This window comes from Pseudovibrio sp. FO-BEG1 (assembly GCF_000236645.1).
Lineage (GTDB): Bacteria > Pseudomonadota > Alphaproteobacteria > Rhizobiales > Stappiaceae > Pseudovibrio.
In genome coordinates this window covers 184,516-201,655 of record NC_016642.1, presented here as the reverse complement: position 1 = coordinate 201,655, position 17,140 = coordinate 184,516, and the positions used below count along the sequence as shown (strand labels likewise).

Below are 17,140 nucleotides of genomic sequence, written 5' to 3'. Positions count from 1 at the left end.
GAAGCGTTAAGTCTATGTAAAATCGTCTAAAATGGGTGAATTCCCGAAGAAGTGAAGTGTCAAATTGCGCGTAATCAATGACCTTGATAGGTCCGTGACACTATGTACACATTGATGCTTCGTCATTCTCAGTTTAGAACGGCTCTATGACCTTATACGATCTTGCAAACCCAACCCGGTTCCTGAAGCTTGTGAAAGTTCTGCTTCCATGGCTTATCGTTGCGACGGTCGCTGCACTTGCAGTTGGCTTGTACTTCGCGTTTTTTGTTGCGCCTGAAGATTACCAGCAAGGCCAGACAGTGCGCATTATGTTCGTGCACGTGCCTGCTGCCCAGCTTGCATTGATGTGTTATGCGATGATGGCGTTGTCTTCGATTGGCTCTCTGGTCTGGAAGCACCCGCTGGCTGATGTTTCGGCCAAAGCTTCCGCTCCAATCGGTGCTGCATTTACCTTTCTGGCGCTGTTTTCCGGCGCGATCTGGGGTAAGCCGATGTGGGGTACTTTCTGGGTCTGGGACGCAAGACTGACCTCCTTCCTGGTGTTGTTCATCATGTACCTGGGCATCATTGCACTGTGGAAGGCGATTGAAGATCCTATCAAGGCTGCAAAAGTGAATGCGATCATCACGCTGGTTGGTGTGATCAACGTGGTCATTATCAAGTTTTCCGTTGAATGGTGGAACACGCTGCACCAGCCGCCGAGCATTATCCGCAGCGGTGGTCCTGCTATTCACTCTTCCATTCTCATTCCACTTGGATTGATGGCTCTGGCCTTTGTGCTTCTGTTTGTAACTTTGCATCTGATGAGCATGCGTAACGAGATTATGCGCCGTCGGATCAGAGCGATGCGAATGCGTGCAGCTTCTGTTGCACCGGCTGCATCCAGCAGCACAGTGACTAAAGCAGCTCCAGCAGGTGCGAGGTAAGGATCATGGACTTTTCAGAGTTTGGTCGTCACGCTGAATATGTGATTGCTGCCTATGCAATGGCTGCGCTGGTCATCGGTATCCTGATTGTTTGGGTGCGTATGGACAAAACCCAACTGGAAAAAGAGATGCAGGCACTGGAAGCAAGTGGCATTCGTCGCCGTTCTTCCCGTCGTCCTGGTCCTTCCGTCAGTCAGGTGGTTTCCTCCTCAGCAGACGATAAGAGTGAGAGCTAACAGGAATGAGTAGTGAAATAGACGAAGAGAAGAAGTCAGGCATTTCTCCGCTTTTTCTTCTTCCGCTGATTGTTTTTGGTGCTCTTGCGGTTCTGATGGGTTTCATGATGCTCTCTGGTCATGACTCCAAAGAGTTGCCATCTGCCCTGATTGACAAGCCTGCACCTGAGTTTGATCTGCCGCCCGTGAATGGGCTGGAGCGTGACGGCAAGCAGGTTCCTGGGTTCAAGCGTAGTGATCTGCTTGGTCAGGTGACCGTTGTGAACATCTTCGCATCCTGGTGTGCGCCTTGCCGTGCTGAACACAAATACTTGATGGATCTGGCCAAGGACGATCGTTATGAGATCGCTGGCCTGAACTACAAGGACACGGACGTGAAGGCGAACCGGTTCCTCGCAGAGCTTGGCAACCCTTATGACCGCGTTGGGTTTGACACTGGCCGCGCAGGCATTGAATGGGGCGTTTACGGGGTTCCTGAGACTTTTATCGTCGATGAGAAGGCTCAGATCCGCTACAAATTTGTTGGCCCATTGAGTGAGGCCAGCTATCGGGACGTCTTCCTGCCAGAGCTTGAAAAAGTGCTGAATGAATCCAAATAATACCAGCGCCCCTGATTCCTTGGGTTTTCAGGGGCTCACTGGGATGTGATTCTACAGTTATCTGGTTATTGTTTAGGTTAGCGCTGCATCAGCGATGACTTAAACAATTGCGAAGGGCCGAAATGCGGTGGTTTTCTTTAAATAGATTGACGGGTGTTGTTCTCGCAGCAGGGCTGGGTCTTGCGACTTCACTCTCTGCGCAGGCACAAACTCCAAAGGCCGTGGTTGAGTTGTTCACCAGCCAGGGCTGTTCGTCATGTCCACCTGCAGACCAATTTCTGGAAGAGCTTGTTGCTGACCAGAAAGACGTTGTGACACTTTCCTATCACGTTGATTACTGGGATTACTTCGGTTGGAAGGACACGCTTGGTTCGCCTGTGTTCACCCAGCGCCAGAAGGATTATGCCAAGAGCCGCGGTGATGCGCAGATCTATACGCCTCAGGTTGTCGTGAATGGCCGTGGGCATATGGTTGGCAGTGATCGTCGCTCCGTCAAAAATGCTATCCGCAAGTCCTCCGGTATGACCGTGCAGGTGGAAGCGATGCTGGATGACAGTGCGCTCGAAGTTCAGCTCTCTGGCTCCCTGAAAGAGCCGGGCAAGAAGGCGGACGTTTATCTTCTTGGTATCGACAAGGAAGCTGTGGTTGAAATCCAGCGCGGTGAAAACGCTGGTACGACGCAGACCTACAAGAACGTTGTGCGCAGCATTATGCCGATTGGCATGTGGTCTGGTGCAGCTGAAGTGTTCCGTCTGCCACGCACTGCGCTGAAGATGTTCGACTCCAAGAACTGGGCTGTTCTGGTTCAGACGAACTCCGGCGAAATGCCGGGTGAAATCATCGGTGCCGCTTTTTACGACAAGTAGAAATAGCCAATATTCTGCAAGTGATTTTCATTTGCAAACATTGCGTGCAAATAAGCATAAAAACTGGCTATTTGAGCGCGTTCCATTGTTTAATATGCCACTGAAACCTGATAGAGGACGATAACTTTCTAAGCAGTCGTCGAGTTTGAATTAGGGTGGATGTGGCACATGGACCAGAGCATGCGCTTTGCGCTGGGCAGCATCGTCATTGGCATATTGGTATTTGCGCTCAAATACTTTGCCTTTGTGATGACGGGCTCCATTGCGTTCTATTCCGACGCCCTTGAAACCTCCATCAATATCGCGAGTGCTTCTGCTGCTGCCGGTGCTTTGTATCTGGCGCGCAAACCTGCTGATCAGAACCACCCTTACGGCCACTATAAAGCAGAGTATTTTGCTGCTGTTCTGGAAGGGGTGCTGATTGTTCTGGCAGCTATCCTCATTCTGCGCAAAGCCTATATGGGTTTGACTGAGCCGTATGATCTTGATGTGAACATTCAGGGTATTGGCTTGAACCTGCTGTCTTCCGTGATCAATTGTGTCTGGGCGATTGCTCTGATGCGGATTGGTAAGGCGCATCGCTCTCCGGCTTTGCAGGCGGATGCGCGGCACATCATGACCGATGTCTATACATCCCTTGGCGTGCTGGTTGGTATCGCGGCTGTGTGGGTGACGGGCTGGCAGATGTTTGACCCGATCCTTGCTGGTATCGTTGCAGTCAACATCATGTGGTCTGGCTGGAAGCTGGTGCGTGAATCTGTCGGAGGTCTGATGGATGAGGCTGCTCCAGAAGAGGAGCAGGAAGAAATCCGCGCATTGATCTCCAAGTTTGGTGATGGTGCGCTGGAAGCTCATGATCTGCGGACGCGCCATGCAGGCCACGTGACTTTCATTGATTTTCATCTGGTGGTGCCGGGTGAAATGAGCGTTCTGGATGCTCATGCGATTTGCGATCGCATTGAGGAAGGCATCGCAGAAAAAATGCCTGGTGCACGTGTGACGATCCACGTGGAACCGGAAAATCATGCCAAGCATTCAGGAATTGTGGTTTTATAGGCACTTACAGAGCTTGAAACCTGATCTGCGTAGTTTTACGGTGTCACCTTAATTCCTATGGGGATTGGGTCTGATGGCGTCTGCCGTTTTTCAGAGATGATCTCCCGGTGCAGTTTGCCTGTTTCCAGGGCCACACAGGCTGCCTTTCGTTTGGTTGCGTGATCCTTCGCTTTTGCTGTGGTTCGGGGCTGCGCTGTGTTTCAGAGATAATTATGCCCCGCTCTCATTACCTCGATCATCTTATCCTGCTTATCGGTGTGTTCGTTATTGTCGGGCCGGTGCTGATCATTGCATTTTCCTCGACACACTCTGGCGCAACACTTGGACAGGATGGACTGCAGTTCCTTCCGGGTCCGTATGGCGTTGAGGTTTACAGCAAGGCTTTGTTTGAGGGGCGTGGGTTTTCGAGGGGAGTGACGGGCCTGACCATGGCGCTGAACTCTCTGTATCTGGCAGCTGGGTTTGCGTTGGCTAAGGTCGGCATCTCGCTGCTTGCGGCCTATGCGCTGGTGTATTTCCGCGTTCGCTTCGGCACGTTCTTCTTCTGGGTGATCTTGTGCAGCTTGCTGCTACCGTTGGAATCCCGGTTTCTGCCAACTTATGCAGTGACCAGTCAGCTGGGGCTGGTGAACTCCTATCCGGGTCTGATGCTGCCTTTGCTTGCGTCAGCTGTTGGAACGTTCTTCTTCCGACAGTTTTTCCTTGGTGTGCCGACAGAGCTTTCTGAGGCTGCGCGGATTGATGGGGCAGGGCCGATCAAGTTTCTGAAGGACATTCTGGTTCCTGCTTCTGCGCCCATGATTGCAGCGCTCGGCCTGCTGATGTTTGTGCAAGGTTGGAACCAGTATCTGTGGCCGGTGATGGTTTCCAGCGAAGAGACCAGGATGACACTGGTGCAGGGGTTGAGCCTGATTGGTCGCACTAGCCCGCAAGGGTTGGCGCTGGCCGTGCTTGCTATGTTGCCACCAATCCTGCTGGTGGTTTTCTGCCAGAAAGCCTTTGTGAAAGGGCTGACGGACGGACGTCAGTAGGCTCTCAGAAGCCTCAAAGAAACCACAATACCTGTCTTCGTTGAAACAGCGCCTCTTGGTAGGGCTGATATCCATGTGAGGATTACAGAGGTCTGCCTGCTCAATGGCAGATGTGCTCATGGAAGAAGGGTTTGGTATGATGTTGCGTGGTTTGAAGGCGTTTGCTGTTGTTGCTTCACTTGGCTTTGCTGGACTGGCGGCTCCAAATGCAGCTTATGCATGGGGTGAGCTGAGCTGCTCAGAGCTGAATGCGACCATTATCGACATCGATGATATCTCTGATGAGGTTTTCTTTGAAGGCGGAGTTCGGGCTGGTTCCAACGTTGATGGTGCTCTTGGCCATCTGATCGATGTGGGACGCTTGCTTGCTGAGCTGGAAGATGACGGCAAGCTCGATCGCGCGGTTGATCGTCTGGAAGATGCCTGGATTGATGAGGACTGGAACGGGTATTCGTTCGCTCTGGATGATATCGCCGATCGCCTCGACTATTTTTACGACCGCGACTGTTAAGCGATATCCTGATGAAGTCCGGCCTCGTGCCGGGCTTTTTGTTTGTGGTGCCGGAGCCTCAGGAGGCTGCGCTGAAATAGTCTTCTCTCAGAAGGGCGGTGCCGTCAGGTTGCAAGACCCAGAGTTCCTTGGAGATGTTGCCGTGGGCTTTGTTCATCTTCCAATCGGAAGAGAGGATGGCAGAGCTTTCGCCTGAAGCGACGATTTTGGGGTTGAGGTATTCGACCTCTGAGAAACCTTCCCGAATGAGCATTTGCCAGAACTCGAGAATCTCGGCTCGGCCATGGTAGGTGCCAAAGGGTTTGGCCTCCATAACAGCGTTGGCTTCGTAGCAGTTGGCGCAGCCTTGAGCATCACCCGCATTGAACGCGTTTTGCCACTGTTGACTGGCTTCTTTCACTGCTGCTTCCAATTCACTGTTCATCGTCGGACTCCAAAGCTCGGGCGTTTGCGCCTCTTTGTTTGGACGTAGGATGAAGAGCGAATCTTGATTAGAAATGGACGTATAGGGCATTCCTGAAAGTACCACCTATGAAAGGTGAAGTCCGTCTTTCAAATGTGGTAGGCGGATTTGAACCGACTAGTAAGCTGGGGTATCAACTTTCCTAAGCTTTTGGGTTGCTTTGATTTTGTAGTGTTTAGCGTTTGAGCACAGAGCTATCTGTTGAAGGAAAATGATAGGCTGGCAATTGCGCTTAAAGAAAAAGCCCGGCGGTGGTTGCCGGGCTTTGTGATTTCATCTTTCAGTTCTGGGAGGGGGATTTGATCCTCCCAGATTTGCCAAGATTCAGAGGCGCTGAGAGCCGGTGCCGAACTCAGGATAGGCTTCGACGCCGATCTCTGCTTTGTCGAGACCCATGGCTTCGTCTTCCTCGGTCACGCGCAGGCCAACTAGCATCTGGATTGCGTACCAGACAATGGTGGAGGCAACGAAGGTGAAGATGCCGATGGCTGCTACACCGATGAACTGGGTGACGTAAGATGCGTCTGAGTTGGACAGTGGCACGATTAGCGTTCCCCAGATGCCGGAAAGCAGGTGAACCGGGATTGCGCCAACCACGTCGTCGATCTTCAGTTTGTCGAGCATTGGCACTGCGAAGACAACAATGGCACCCCCAACACCACCGATGAGAACGGACTGGAGCACGCTTGGCGCCAGTGGTTCTGCGGTGATGGAAACGAGGCCAGCCAGTGCGCCGTTGAGAGCCATGGTGACGTCGACCTTCTTATAGAGAGCCTGTGTCAGAGCAATCGTTACGACCACACCACCTGCAGCAGCCATGTTGGTGTTGGCGAAAATGCGGGAGATGTCTGTGACGTCGCCAATGGTGCCCATTGCCAGCTGAGAAGCGCCGTTGAAGCCGAACCAGCCGAGCCACAGGATGAAGGTGCCAAGTGTTGCCAGCGGCATGGAAGAGCCTGGCATTACGAAGACCTGACCGTTTTTACCGTACTTGCCTTTACGCGCACCCAGGATGATCGCGCCAGACAGGGCCGCCCAGCCACCAACGGAGTGGACGAGGGTTGAACCAGCAAAGTCAGCAAAGCCCATTTCGGAGAGCCAGCCAGCGCCCCACTGCCAGGAGCCGGTGATTGGGTAGAGCACGCCGGTGAGGACAACAACGAAGATCAGGAAGGCCCAAAGCTTGATGCGCTCTGCCATGGTGCCGGATACGATGGAGGCTGTGGTTGCGCAGAAGACCATCTGAAAGAACCAGTCGGAGGCCGTTGAATAGCCTGTATCCAGAGCGTCACCGCCTACAGGGTCAAAAGAGTATGGCCCGATGGACCCCATGAAGCCACCGTCGACGCCGGTGTACATGAGGTTGTAGCCGGTGATCCAGAACATCAGGCCAGCGATGGAGTACAGCGCGATGTTTTTGAGGCACTGCATGGAGACATTTTTGGTGCGGACGAGGCCTGCTTCAAGCATGGCGAAGCCAGCTGCCATCCACATCACCAGAAAGCCGCCGATCAGGAAGAGCAGAGTGTTGAAGATGTAAGCTGTGTCGACAGCAAGAGCGTATTTTTCTTCTGCCATGACTGGGCCGGCGGAGAGTGCCAGCAGCGAACTTGCGGCAACAAGGGTGGAGGTGCGTTTCATATTCTCTATCCCCTTCACTTGATTATATTGCTTCTGCGTCTGCTTCGCCGGTGCGAATGCGGACGACTTGATCAATGGAGTAGACGAAGATTTTGCCATCACCGATCTGGCCAGTCTGAGCTGCGTTTCCGATGGCTTCGACAACTTTGTCTGCCATGTCGGACGCAACTGCGACTTCGACCTTTAGTTTTGGGAGGAAGGTGACGGCGTATTCTGTGCCGCGGTAGATTTCTGTGTGGCCCTTTTGGCGGCCATAGCCTTTGACTTCGGTGACTGTGAGCCCCTGAATGCCCAGAGTGGTGAGTGCGTCGCGCACCTCATCCAGTTTAAAGGGCTTGATGATTGCCATAACGATTTTCATGTCAGATTCCCGTTCCCCTCTTTCATGGAGTGTGCCGCAAAGAGTTCTGGAGACCTCTTTGGGGCCGGGAAAATGCCAGTTATCTGGTCCTTCTCAGTATGCCCGGCCGGCACGCTTGCCCTTCCTCTTTCAAGGAGCGTGCCAGTTTTGGAAAATATCGATTTTTACGTAGAATTCGGGCGTGAGAGGCTTTGGAATAATCTTGAAAATTCAGCGGCTTGATTGAAATTAATTTTTCTCGATGAAGAGTGGCACGGGTGGACATGCGCAGAAAGTAGCTGTCACTAAAATAGGCAGAGCCATAAATTGACTCTGCCTATTTTGTAATCATTGTAAATGCGTGTCTAATTTTTAATCAGGTCGTTTATGCCCTGAATCCACCCGATGCCAGGAACTCAATTTCTTCCGGTGTTGAGGTGCGACCAAGCACTTCGTTGCGGTGTGGGAAACGGCCAAAGCGGCGGATGACGTCCATGTGGATCAGCGCGTAATGATAGGTGTCCTGATCACCCAGACCGCGGAACAGATCCACACTCAGATCCTGCATGTCCATTTCTTCTGAATGCTCGAAAGGCAGGAAGAAGAACATACGATAGCCCATCGGGAAGGCGGTATGGAAGTTCTTGTTGAGGGAATCCAGGGCAACTTTGACGGCCTTCGGATCGGAAGCGAATGCTTTGGGTGAGCCGCGATAGATGTTGCGCGGGAACTGGTCGAGCAGCAAAAGGAGAGCCAGCGTGCCGTGTGGGGTTTGTGTCCAGTCGTCGTAATCTCCGTGATTGGCAGCCTCTACGTCGGCTTCAAACTTCTCGCGGATTTCCTTATCGAATGCTTCGCCGCCGTTGAACCATTTGGGGCCGCCTGCGGTCCACCAGAAATCCAGAATTTCGAGTGCTTTACTGGTCTCTGATTTTCCGTCGAGTTCCATTAGTGCCATGCTTCACTCCCCAATATTTGCTTTACTGTTGCGCAAAGTTCCGTTAGCCCAGCAACAAACACAGTGGCACATTCAAGTACCTGGTGGAACATTGGTGGACGATTCAAACATTCTGGACCTGAGAGGTCTTAACTGCCCATTGCCGGTGATGAAGACGCGCAAGCACCTTAAGCGGATGGCGAAGGGGGATCAGCTTGTGGTGAAAGCCACGGATCCAATGTCTGCAATCGATATTCCACATATGTGCCAGGAAGACGGCCATGTGTTGATTGAGAGTAAGATGGTAGGTGACGTGCGTCAGTTCAAGATTGAATGCTGATTGCGCTCTACTCTTGCGGGGCTAGGCCTCGAACAGCTTGTCCAGTTTGCGGGCGAGCTTGAAATCCAATTCCGTGAGCCCACCTGCATCATGGGTGGTAAGTAACACTTCCACTTTGTTGTAGGTATTCGTCCATGTAGGGTGATGGTTCAGCTTTTCTGCCAGAATTGCGGCGCTGGACATGAAGCCAAACGCGCGTGCAAAGGACCGGAAGGTGAAGGTGCGCTCAATGGAGTTGCCATCTTCGGACAAGGTCCAATGCGGTAATTCTGCAAGGGCGAATTCTTTTGCGGTAGAGGACAGCAGCTCGGGCACAAGACCACCTTTGGTTTTGTTGCAAGGGGTGTCTCAGATTTAGTAGGTTTTTCTGACTCGCAAAATCCATGGATATTTGGGTAGACCCGCGCGAAATTCTGGAGCAAAGATTTCGGCTGGGATAAATATTCAGGCAGTCAGATTTGGAGGGAGCAGTGGTCTTGTTGCAGCGTCGTGTACTGTTTGTGTGTCTTGGCAATATTTGTCGAAGCCCGTTGGCAGAGGGCGTTTTCCGTCATCATGTGAAGCAGGCTGGGTTGGAAGAGCAGATCTATGTGGATTCTGCTGGAACCGCGAGTTGGCACACTGGCAAGAAGCCGGATATCCGCAGCATCCAGACAGCGCAGAAGCATGGCGTTGATATTTCCAATCAGGAAGCGCGCCAGCTGGAAGATGAGGACTTTGAGAAGTTCCACTACATCATCGCGATGGATGCCAGCAACCTATCCAACATTCAGGCCAAAGCGCCTTATCTGCACACAGCGAATATTCGCTTGCTGCTGCAGGATGAACAGAAGGATGTGCCGGATCCATATTACGGTGCGAATGAAGGGTTTGATGAGGTGTATGATCTGGTGCGGGACGGCACCTACAATCTGCTTCAGGAAATCCGTGAGGAGATGGAGCCGACAGAAATCTAGGTTTCTCTTCAGGTCATATAGAAAAGCTCCGCAGGCGGTTGCGGAGCTTTTTTCGTTTTGGGCTGCTTATTTGAACTTGCGGAAGAAGCTCTTTGTGCCGCGTGCGCACCAGCATGCTGCACTGCCGATCTTAGTGCGTAGCCAGTTGCCGCCGTTGGTGAACGAGGTTTCCAGATTATTCGGCTGCGCCCAGTTTGGGGTGCGCTGGTAGAGGTAGTGATAGACACCAATGATCACGAGCATGGTGATGCCCCAGGAGAGCAGGGTGTCTGAGAAATAGTGTCCGCCGAAGGCTACGCGGTTGGCTGAAAGAACGAAGACCAATGCGCCGATTGCTGTTGCCAGTGGAGTGCGCCAGGCTTTTGGGGCGATGAAGACCAGCGAGAACAGCCAGATAGAAGCTGACGCCTCACCGGATACAAAAGAGCAGTTACTATCACAATGGTTAGTAGGCTGCCATACGCCGATGAATGGCAGGTCTCCGCCAAAGATGTCCGTTTGCCGTGGGCGTGGGCGGCCCCACAGGTTCTTGAAGAACGCGTTGACGACAAGGCCTGGGCCGAGGATGAGCGTGGACACCACGAAAATCGGGTGCCTCAGATCCATTAGGGCTTTGATTTTGGGGAAGGCCAGCTTGATCAGCATTACCAGCAGCGACAGGCCCGCGACCCACTGAAAGAGATAGACGCCGAAGTAACGTACGCTGCGCCAGAACGGATCTTTAGAGACTGGGAAACTGCCTTCGCCGTTGTAGAAGAAGTTGGAAGCCCAGACATCCAGCCCCGGGAAGATCAGAAATATCGCAGAGACGATAAGAATGTAGGTCAGGACTGCTGTGAAAGGTCGTTCACGGCAGAAATTGATGGTCTTCTTAAAGAATGAAGTCTTTGGGCCGTCTTGTACCACGGGAATTCCTGAGTTCTCTCTTGTGAGTTACAAGGCGGTATACTTGTTTTTGAGCGTTGCGCCAATGTGCTGCCTTGAAATTCCATTGGTGCTCAGCAAGATTACGTCTCGCATCGCCAAACTCCCATATAGGGGCCTGTGAGATAATTACAAATTGCATCCATTGCCATAGGCTGTAGCTTAACGGTCTGTTGGATCAGAAAGAGAAAGAATGCCTCGGCTCGCGTTTTATTATGAATTTGCCAGCCCATACTCCTACCTGACTGCAGCGCGTATTGAGCAGCTTGCGAAGGACAGGGGGATTGAGGTGGATTGGCGCCCGATTTTGCTGGGTCCGATCTTCCGCAGACAAGGATTTGAGAGCTCTCCCTTTGTCGCGAACCAGAAGAAGGGCGCTTACATGTGGCGGGATGTGGCGCGCATTGCTGCCAATCTCGGATTGCCATGGAAGAAGCCGCGTATCTTTCCGCAGCATAGTTTGCTGGCTTCACGCATCGCATTTGCCGGGCGTAAGGAGCCTTGGATCGGGGCGTTTACCCGGGCTGTGTTCCATATGGCTTTTGCGCTGGATGAAGACATCTCCAAGCCCGAGCTGATGATTGCGTTGCTGCGGGAACTGGATCTAGATGCAGATAAGATCATGCGGCAGGCAGAAACCACGGAAGTGAAGATCGGTTTGCGGGCTGCGGTCGCGGAAGCTGAGGCTCTTGGTGTGTTTGGGGCGCCGAGCATGATCACTGAGAAGGGTGAGCTTTATTGGGGCAACGACCGGCTTGATGAAGCGCTGGATGCCTCTTTCGTGCGGATCGGCTAATCGTTGCTGTGAAGCGTGCTTTCCAACAGGCTGTAGAGTGCTGATGGGTTTATGGGTTTTTCCAGAATTTGCGCGAAGCCTTGTTTGAAGAGGGCTGGGCGGTCTTCCGGTGCAATGCTGGCGGTGATTGCAAAGCAAGCTTTTGCTCTGGTGTAACCGTTTGTTTGCATCTGAGTGAGGGTTTCGGCGCCGTTCATTTCTGGCATGTTCAGATCGAGAAAGATGAGATCTGACGGTGTTTCTTCCTGCATCTTCAGCGCTTGTTTGCCGCTGTCAGCAGTGCGCACCATCAGGCCGAATGAAGAGAAGATGGCTGCCAGCAGTTCCCGGTTCGGCTCATTGTCATCCACGACCAGCACAGACCCGGATAGCGCTGAGCGGGTGATGTTCTGCGAGGCAGGGGCCTGCTGCCTGTTCTTTTCAACTTCCTGAATAGGCAAGATGAGTTCGAAGCTGGCTTCATGTTCGGAGTTTGTAATGAGCCGCAGGTCGCCACCATTTTCACAAGCCAGATGCCGTGCGCTCCAGAGGCCGAGGCCATGACCGTCGGACTTCCGTTTCGGTGTGGGAGCAGCATCCAGATGAGAGGCTTGTTCAGAAGAAAGACCCGGGCCAGCGTCTTTGAGTGTGACCACAATGTTGGGTTCGTGGTTTGAGAACTTGATGTGAGCGCTGAGAGTGATGGTGCCGGTGTTGCTGTAGAGGATAGCGTTATCAACCAGCACTGCCAGAATGCGTTGCAACTCATCTGAGTGCGTTTGATAGGCCGACATGGCATCACGAGACCAGCGATGGATGAGCGTGTGCCCTGAGCTTTCTGCCTGTGGTGAAAACAGATCCACGATGTAGGTGAGCTGTTCCAGAAGTGGTTTGGCTTCCGGCTCAATTGGATGTGTAGCTGTTTGGTATGTCTCTGGCTCTGTATGCGTTTGCAGGATGATGCCTGTCAGCTCTTCCAGAGAGCCAATGGCTTTCTGCAGGGTGTTGAGGTGATGGTACTGCTGATCGCTGAGCGGCTCCTGGGCAATCAGGTCAGAAGCCGCTTTCATGGCGGACAGCGGTGTTTTCAGGTCGTGCACCAGTCTCGCAATATCCTGCTTTGGGGCCGGTTTGGGCGCAGGCATGAGATAACTCCTTGATCAATCCTCGAAGAAGAGCCTAAAACACTGACGGTAAAAGTTCGCCCAGTTCTGGCAAGGATCCACCGAGATTTTGTTGTTTGATGCCTGCAAGCCTTTCTGCTTGCGCTCTGGGATAGTGCTGTAAGGTGGAAAGAGAGCGGACACGGAATGCTGTTTAGTACGCTGCAAGTGGTGTTTCCCATTTTTGCGACAGTGGGTGTGGGCTATGGCTTTGGCTACATTGGCCTGCTGAGCAAGCAGGTTGGCGATAACCTGAGTACCTTCTGCATCACCGTGCTCATTCCGGTTCTGATCTTCCGCACACTTGCAACAGCTGATCTCGACGGGTTGAGCCCTTGGGCGCTGTGGGGCACCTATTACACCGCGCTTACGACCAGTGCTGTGCTGGGCGGCTACATGGTGCGCAAGGTGTTTGGGCGAGAAGCCAGGGCTGCCTGCATTGGCGGGTTCTCCGCGGCATTCTCCAATATGTCTCTGGTTGGCATTCCGGTGATCACCTCTGCTTTTGGGCAGGAGGCACTGGTTCCGATTTCCCTGATCATCTCAATCCACGCACCGTCTGTAACGCTGGTGTTTGTGCTGGCTATGGAGCGGGCCGTGGTGGTGGATGGCTATCAGGAGGCGCGGCCTTTCAAAGATGTGATGCACTCGCTGTTCAACACGCTGATCAAGAGCCCGCTGGTAATTGCTATTCTGCTGGGGGTTGGCTGGAACTTCTCAGGCTATGATCTGCCGGTGTTGCTGGATGGCGTGTTGCATCCGCTGGCAAAAGCAGCGAGCCCGGTTGCGCTGTTTTCGGTTGGCATGACGCTGCTGAACTACGGGGTGCGGGGTAACATTGCCATTGGCAGTGTGTTGAGTGTTTTGAAGATTGTGCTGATGCCAGCAATGGTCTTAGTTCTGGGGGCTTATGTGTTTCCGCTTTCACCGCTTTGGGTGGCTGTGGCGACTTTGGCGGCAGCGTGCCCGACAGGTGTTGTGGCGTATCTTTATGCCAGCCAGTTTGGAACCGGACATGCGATGAGTGCAAACTCCATCAGCCTGACAACCATTTTCTCAATAATCACAATGAGCTTCTGGCTTTGGATCTTAAACTTTCTGGGCTACTAAGAGGGGCTTGCCATCTCTTTCGAGTTTCCCATGATTGTTCAGGTCTTCTTTGTCGTCTTTCCGATCTTTGCCCTTGTTGGCATTGGCTATGTTGTTGCCAGTGTTGGGTATATGGACCGTGGTCTTGGCGATATTCTCAGCAAGTTCTGTGTGAACCTGCTGATCCCGATCCTGCTGTTTCGTAGTCTTGGCTCTGCAAACCTCAACGGTATCTCTCCATGGGGGTATTGGGCTACTTACTACGGGTCCATGATCGTGGTTGCCTTTCTCGGTGGCTTGCTGGTTCGCGTTGGGTTTGGGCGTGAGGCACGTGCGGCGGTGATTGCCGGGCTGACGGCATCATTCTCCAACACCGTGCTTGTCGGCATTCCCTTGATTGATGCGGTTTATGGGTCTGAAGGCACACTGCTGATTTCGTTGCTCATCGTGTTCCACGCCCCGCTGACTGCGCTCACATCCTCAATTTTGATGGAACGAGCTGTGGTGATTGATGGACACAAGGCACCGCGCTCCAAGCAAGAGCTATTGATTGCTGTCGGCAAGGGATTGCTGGCGAATCCGATCCTTTATGGGGTTGTGTGTGGGTTGCTCTGGAATGTGTCGGGTTTGGACATACCAAAGCTAGCAGACGATGTTTTGGCCCCATTGGCGAAAGCTGCCTCACCAGTTGCGCTGGTTGCTGTGGGGATGAGCATGGTGAACTATGGCATCCGCGGTAATCTGGCAATTGGCGGCGTTCTGGCGATTATCAAATCGATCCTGATGCCGTTTGTGGTGTTTGTTGTTGCCGCTCATGTGATTGGGTTGCCGTCCGTCTGGGTGGGCGTTGCGACGCTGATCGCAGCGTGTCCGACCGGCGTGTTTTCCTTCATCATAGCCAACCAGTTCGGCACCGGCCACGCCATGTCCACCAACGGCATTGCCATCACCACCGCCATCTCCGTTTTCACAGTCAGCTTCTGGCTTTGGTTCATTCAGGTGCAGGGGTATTGAGCTTAAAGCCCTAATTTCTCTCTGATCTGTGCTGGTGTGGTGTCGCTGGCTCTTAGTTCGCGGAGGGAGGTGTCTTTGGCGGATTTGGCGAGTTTGCGGCCTGTTTTGTCGAGGATGAGGTCGTGGTGCTCGTAGTGAGGTTCTGGCAAGTCCAGTAGGGTTTGCAGCAGGCGGTGGACGCTGGTGGCGTGGTAAAGGTCTTTGCCGCGTAAGACATGGGTGATGCCTTGTAGGGCATCGTCCACGACCACTGACAGGTGATAGCTGGTTGGCGTGTCTTTACGGGCCAGCACCACATCGCCCCATGCGGCGGGCTCTGCCTGTATTGCTCCGTGATGTGCCTCATCCCAGGTGAGAGATGTGCCTGCCAGCCCTATGGCTTTGGCCATGTTGAGGCGCAGGGCGTAGGGGGCATCCGAGTTTTGCAGGTCTTCTTGCTCTTGTTTAGAGAGGACGCTGTTGTCTCCGGGATAAAGCGGGGCACCGTCAGGGTCTCTTGGCCATGGGGTGGCTGAAGCGTCTTTTTCTGCAACGAAGCGTTTGATCTGGGCGCGGGTGAGGTAGGCCTTGTAAACGAGGCCCATGCTCTGCAGCTTCTCCAGCGCCTTGGCGTACTTGCCGAAATGTTCTGATTGCTTGCGGACTGGTGTTTCCCAATGCAGGCCGAGCCATTTCAGGTCTTCCAGCATATCTTCCTGCAGCTGTGGTGTGCAGCGGACGGTGTCGATATCCTCGATGCGCAGCAGGAACCTTCCGCCGTTTTGCTTTGCGGCTTCATCGTTGAGGATAGCCGAATAGGCGTGGCCGAGATGGAGGTGGCCGTTGGGAGAAGGAGCAAAGCGATAGACAGGCAAGTTCATTTGCGAAATGGTTCTACTTGGAATATGGAAAGCCTGTTTTAGAGCATCTTTGCCGACTTGAGGAGGGGGCGTTGAAACCCATAGATACGCTTGAGGATATTGAGCGGGAGTTGGCGTCCCTTGTGCAGCTGGATGAGCGGTTGGTTCGCGTGGTGGACATTGCGGGTGAGGTGCCTTTGCGCCGCCGGTCTGCGGACTTTGCGGGGCTTTGCAATATTGTTGTGGCGCAGCTGCTTTCTGTCGCCGCTGCCGCCAGCATCTGGGCTCGGCTGGAAGCGCTGGTAGTGCCGTTTGAGCCGGACGTGCTGCTTTCCAAGAGTGATGAAGAGCTGTTGGGTGTTGGCCTCTCCAATGCCAAGTTGCGCACGCTGAAGGCGATAGCTGAAGAGCTGAAGGCTGGGCTGTGCCTGAGCGAAGCGGTGGACTGGCCGGGTGAGGTGGCGCACAAGCGGCTTTGTGAGATCAAAGGCATTGGGCCATGGTCTGCCGATATCTTCCTGCTGTTTTGCGCTGGGCATCCGGATGTGTTTCCGGTTGGAGATGTGGCGTTGCAAGCCGCTGTGCAGCATGCGTTTGATCTGGAAGAGCGCCCCAAAGGAAAGGTGCTTGCCGAAATTGCCGAGGCGTGGTCTCCTCACCGTGGGACAGCAGCGCGATTGTTCTGGTCCTATTACCGTGTGATGAAAGAAGGGCGTGAGACCCTGCCGGTTTAAGGAGATACCTATGCCTCATGATCTTGAGTGCATTCGTCTGGAGCCTAGCCATGCGCCGGTTCGTAAGCTGGTGGTGTTGCTGCACGGCTATGGCGGGGATGCGGGTGATATGGAGCCGACGGCGCAGGTGTTGCGTGATGCTCTGCCGGAAACCGCTGTGGTGTGCCTGAATGGCCCGGAACCCTGCGCGCATTGGGTGGAAGGACGGCAATGGTTCGCTGCTTCTGAGTTTGATGCACGGGAGGTCTGGATTGGGGTGCAGGCTGCTGCGCCATTGATCAACCGGGTGCTGGATGCTGAGCTGGAGCATTATGGCTTGCTGGAGCGGGATATGGTTTTGGGTGGTTTCTCTCAAGGGGCTATGGTTGCGCTGCATGTTGGGCCACGTCGGTTTTCTGAAGCGGCTGGATTGCTGAGTTTTTCGGGTGTTCTGGGTGGGCCGGCGCATCTGGTGGAGCAGATGGTGGTTCGGCCTCCGGTGATGCTGCTGCATGGCAGTGAGGATGACGTGGTGCCTGCGGCTTATCTGGGTGCTGCGGAGGATGCTTTGGCTCATGCCGGGTTTGATGTGGAAGCGCATCAGCTGGCTGGGCTGGATCATTCCATCAACGGTGAGGCGCAGGCGATGGCGCTGAAGTTTTTGAAAGAGCGGTTTGGAATTTCGGCGCAGTCGGCTATCTAAAAGAACAGATGCCAGAGG

Annotated in this window: 22 protein-coding genes; 14 read left to right on the top strand and 8 right to left on the bottom strand. The window is 53.5% G+C overall.

The features are described from left to right. Positions 1-146 precede the first annotated feature (146 nt). The 7 genes from PSE_RS01025 (at position 147) to PSE_RS00995 (ending at position 5,225) form a co-directional block, all read left to right on the top strand. Positions 147-926 (top strand): heme ABC transporter permease, encoded by a 780-nt coding sequence (locus tag PSE_RS01025; RefSeq protein WP_008550314.1) that lies wholly within the window; start codon positions 147-149, stop codon positions 924-926. A 5-nt stretch (positions 927-931) separates the two neighbouring features. Further along, the gene (ccmD, locus tag PSE_RS01020; protein WP_008550536.1) at positions 932-1,162 is read left to right on the top strand and encodes a heme exporter protein CcmD; all 231 of its coding nucleotides are present in this window, start codon (positions 932-934) and stop codon (positions 1,160-1,162) included. A 5-nt stretch (positions 1,163-1,167) separates the two neighbouring features. Further along, a complete protein-coding gene (locus PSE_RS01015; RefSeq protein WP_008550575.1) occupies positions 1,168-1,761 on the top strand; it encodes a DsbE family thiol:disulfide interchange protein in 594 nt (197 codons plus the stop codon). Positions 1,762-1,883: 122 nt separating this feature from the next. Next, positions 1,884-2,627 carry a thioredoxin family protein gene (locus tag PSE_RS01010; protein ID WP_008550708.1) on the top strand — a complete coding sequence of 248 codons (744 nt, stop codon included), beginning with the start codon at positions 1,884-1,886 and terminating at the stop codon, positions 2,625-2,627. A 168-nt stretch (positions 2,628-2,795) separates the two neighbouring features. After that, positions 2,796-3,683, top strand: coding sequence for a cation diffusion facilitator family transporter (locus tag PSE_RS01005; protein ID WP_014283172.1), 888 nt, complete (start codon positions 2,796-2,798; stop codon positions 3,681-3,683). A gap of 212 nt (positions 3,684-3,895) precedes the next feature. Then, entirely contained in the window at positions 3,896-4,714 is an 819-nt protein-coding gene (locus tag PSE_RS01000) for a carbohydrate ABC transporter permease (protein ID WP_014283171.1), read from the top strand. 103 nt (positions 4,715-4,817) lie between these two features. Then, entirely contained in the window at positions 4,818-5,225 is a 408-nt protein-coding gene (locus PSE_RS00995) for a hypothetical protein (RefSeq protein WP_014283170.1), read from the top strand. 58 nt (positions 5,226-5,283) lie between these two features. Here the strand turns inward: PSE_RS00995 and PSE_RS00990 are convergent, their stop codons facing one another. The 4 genes from PSE_RS00990 to PSE_RS00975 form a co-directional block, all read right to left on the bottom strand. After that, positions 5,284-5,649, bottom strand: a complete 366-nt coding sequence (locus PSE_RS00990) for a nuclear transport factor 2 family protein (protein WP_008550341.1) — start codon at positions 5,647-5,649, stop codon at positions 5,284-5,286. Positions 5,650-6,012: 363 nt separating this feature from the next. Then, complete coding sequence (locus PSE_RS00985) at positions 6,013-7,329, bottom strand: ammonium transporter (protein ID WP_014283169.1); 1,317 nt, start codon at positions 7,327-7,329, stop codon at positions 6,013-6,015. A 22-nt stretch (positions 7,330-7,351) separates the two neighbouring features. After that, positions 7,352-7,690 carry a P-II family nitrogen regulator gene (locus tag PSE_RS00980; protein ID WP_014283168.1) on the bottom strand — a complete coding sequence of 113 codons (339 nt, stop codon included), beginning with the start codon at positions 7,688-7,690 and terminating at the stop codon, positions 7,352-7,354. 364 nt (positions 7,691-8,054) lie between these two features. Then, positions 8,055-8,627 carry a DUF924 family protein gene (locus PSE_RS00975; protein WP_051125855.1) on the bottom strand — a complete coding sequence of 191 codons (573 nt, stop codon included), beginning with the start codon at positions 8,625-8,627 and terminating at the stop codon, positions 8,055-8,057. 94 nt (positions 8,628-8,721) lie between these two features. On the opposite strand from PSE_RS00975, the gene PSE_RS27600 reads away from it, so the two are divergent. Further along, on the top strand, positions 8,722-8,946 hold the full coding sequence (locus PSE_RS27600) for a sulfurtransferase TusA family protein (protein WP_014283166.1): 225 nt from the start codon (positions 8,722-8,724) through the stop codon (positions 8,944-8,946). A gap of 21 nt (positions 8,947-8,967) precedes the next feature. On the opposite strand, the gene PSE_RS00965 is transcribed toward PSE_RS27600, so the two are convergent. Further along, positions 8,968-9,261 carry a 4a-hydroxytetrahydrobiopterin dehydratase gene (locus PSE_RS00965; RefSeq protein WP_014283165.1) on the bottom strand — a complete coding sequence of 98 codons (294 nt, stop codon included), beginning with the start codon at positions 9,259-9,261 and terminating at the stop codon, positions 8,968-8,970. A 155-nt stretch (positions 9,262-9,416) separates the two neighbouring features. On the opposite strand from PSE_RS00965, the gene PSE_RS00960 reads away from it, so the two are divergent. Then, the gene (locus PSE_RS00960) at positions 9,417-9,902 is read left to right on the top strand and encodes a low molecular weight protein-tyrosine-phosphatase (RefSeq protein WP_041767775.1); all 486 of its coding nucleotides are present in this window, start codon (positions 9,417-9,419) and stop codon (positions 9,900-9,902) included. Positions 9,903-9,968: 66 nt separating this feature from the next. On the opposite strand, the gene PSE_RS00955 is transcribed toward PSE_RS00960, so the two are convergent. Further along, positions 9,969-10,808 carry a phosphatase PAP2 family protein gene (locus PSE_RS00955; RefSeq protein ID WP_014283163.1) on the bottom strand — a complete coding sequence of 280 codons (840 nt, stop codon included), beginning with the start codon at positions 10,806-10,808 and terminating at the stop codon, positions 9,969-9,971. A gap of 211 nt (positions 10,809-11,019) precedes the next feature. Here PSE_RS00955 and PSE_RS00950 point away from each other — a divergent pair, with 211 nt between their 5' ends. Beyond that, positions 11,020-11,622 (top strand): 2-hydroxychromene-2-carboxylate isomerase, encoded by a 603-nt coding sequence (locus tag PSE_RS00950; RefSeq protein ID WP_014283162.1) that lies wholly within the window; start codon positions 11,020-11,022, stop codon positions 11,620-11,622. Here the strand turns inward: PSE_RS00950 and PSE_RS00945 are convergent. After that, positions 11,619-12,746 (bottom strand): hybrid sensor histidine kinase/response regulator, encoded by a 1,128-nt coding sequence (locus PSE_RS00945; RefSeq protein WP_014283161.1) that lies wholly within the window; start codon positions 12,744-12,746, stop codon positions 11,619-11,621. The genes PSE_RS00950 and PSE_RS00945 overlap by 4 nt on opposite strands. A 165-nt stretch (positions 12,747-12,911) precedes the next feature. Between PSE_RS00945 and PSE_RS00940 the strand changes: the two genes are divergently transcribed. Continuing rightward, on the top strand, positions 12,912-13,874 hold the full coding sequence (locus tag PSE_RS00940; protein WP_014283160.1) for an AEC family transporter: 963 nt from the start codon (positions 12,912-12,914) through the stop codon (positions 13,872-13,874). Positions 13,875-13,904: 30 nt separating this feature from the next. Next, a complete protein-coding gene (locus PSE_RS00935) occupies positions 13,905-14,867 on the top strand; it encodes an AEC family transporter (RefSeq protein WP_014283159.1) in 963 nt (320 codons plus the stop codon). A gap of 2 nt (positions 14,868-14,869) precedes the next feature. Here the strand turns inward: PSE_RS00935 and gluQRS are convergent, their stop codons facing one another. Beyond that, positions 14,870-15,727, bottom strand: coding sequence for a tRNA glutamyl-Q(34) synthetase GluQRS (gene gluQRS, locus PSE_RS00930; RefSeq protein WP_014283158.1), 858 nt, complete (start codon positions 15,725-15,727; stop codon positions 14,870-14,872). Between the two features lie 71 nt (positions 15,728-15,798). On the opposite strand from gluQRS, the gene PSE_RS00925 reads away from it, so the two are divergent. Together PSE_RS00925 and PSE_RS00920 are read left to right on the top strand one after the other, a co-directional pair. Then, on the top strand, positions 15,799-16,440 hold the full coding sequence (locus PSE_RS00925; protein ID WP_008550690.1) for a DNA-3-methyladenine glycosylase: 642 nt from the start codon (positions 15,799-15,801) through the stop codon (positions 16,438-16,440). 10 nt (positions 16,441-16,450) lie between these two features. Beyond that, the gene (locus tag PSE_RS00920; RefSeq protein WP_014283157.1) at positions 16,451-17,122 is read left to right on the top strand and encodes an alpha/beta hydrolase; all 672 of its coding nucleotides are present in this window, start codon (positions 16,451-16,453) and stop codon (positions 17,120-17,122) included. Positions 17,123-17,140: the final 18 nt, after the last annotated feature.

Excerpts from the sequence above, each read along its gene's own strand:
- PSE_RS01025 (WP_008550314.1), top strand. The coding sequence starts at position 147 with ATGACCTTATACGATCTTGCAAACCCAACCCGGTTCCTGAAGCTTGTG.
- ccmD (WP_008550536.1), top strand. The coding sequence starts at position 932 with ATGGACTTTTCAGAGTTTGGTCGTCACGCTGAATATGTGATTGCTGCC.
- PSE_RS01015 (WP_008550575.1), top strand. The coding sequence starts at position 1,168 with ATGAGTAGTGAAATAGACGAAGAGAAGAAGTCAGGCATTTCTCCGCTT.
- PSE_RS01010 (WP_008550708.1), top strand. The coding sequence starts at position 1,884 with ATGCGGTGGTTTTCTTTAAATAGATTGACGGGTGTTGTTCTCGCAGCA.
- PSE_RS01005 (WP_014283172.1), top strand. The coding sequence starts at position 2,796 with ATGGACCAGAGCATGCGCTTTGCGCTGGGCAGCATCGTCATTGGCATA.
- PSE_RS01000 (WP_014283171.1), top strand. The coding sequence starts at position 3,896 with ATGCCCCGCTCTCATTACCTCGATCATCTTATCCTGCTTATCGGTGTG.
- PSE_RS00995 (WP_014283170.1), top strand. The coding sequence starts at position 4,818 with ATGGCAGATGTGCTCATGGAAGAAGGGTTTGGTATGATGTTGCGTGGT.
- PSE_RS00990 (WP_008550341.1), bottom strand. The coding sequence starts at position 5,649 with ATGAACAGTGAATTGGAAGCAGCAGTGAAAGAAGCCAGTCAACAGTGG.
- PSE_RS00985 (WP_014283169.1), bottom strand. The coding sequence starts at position 7,329 with ATGAAACGCACCTCCACCCTTGTTGCCGCAAGTTCGCTGCTGGCACTC.
- PSE_RS00980 (WP_014283168.1), bottom strand. The coding sequence starts at position 7,690 with ATGAAAATCGTTATGGCAATCATCAAGCCCTTTAAACTGGATGAGGTG.
- PSE_RS00975 (WP_051125855.1), bottom strand. The coding sequence starts at position 8,627 with ATGGCACTAATGGAACTCGACGGAAAATCAGAGACCAGTAAAGCACTC.
- PSE_RS00950 (WP_014283162.1), top strand. The coding sequence starts at position 11,020 with ATGCCTCGGCTCGCGTTTTATTATGAATTTGCCAGCCCATACTCCTAC.
- PSE_RS00945 (WP_014283161.1), bottom strand. The coding sequence starts at position 12,746 with ATGCCTGCGCCCAAACCGGCCCCAAAGCAGGATATTGCGAGACTGGTG.
- PSE_RS00940 (WP_014283160.1), top strand. The coding sequence starts at position 12,912 with ATGCTGTTTAGTACGCTGCAAGTGGTGTTTCCCATTTTTGCGACAGTG.
- PSE_RS00935 (WP_014283159.1), top strand. The coding sequence starts at position 13,905 with ATGATTGTTCAGGTCTTCTTTGTCGTCTTTCCGATCTTTGCCCTTGTT.
- gluQRS (WP_014283158.1), bottom strand. The coding sequence starts at position 15,727 with ATGAACTTGCCTGTCTATCGCTTTGCTCCTTCTCCCAACGGCCACCTC.
- PSE_RS00920 (WP_014283157.1), top strand. The coding sequence starts at position 16,451 with ATGCCTCATGATCTTGAGTGCATTCGTCTGGAGCCTAGCCATGCGCCG.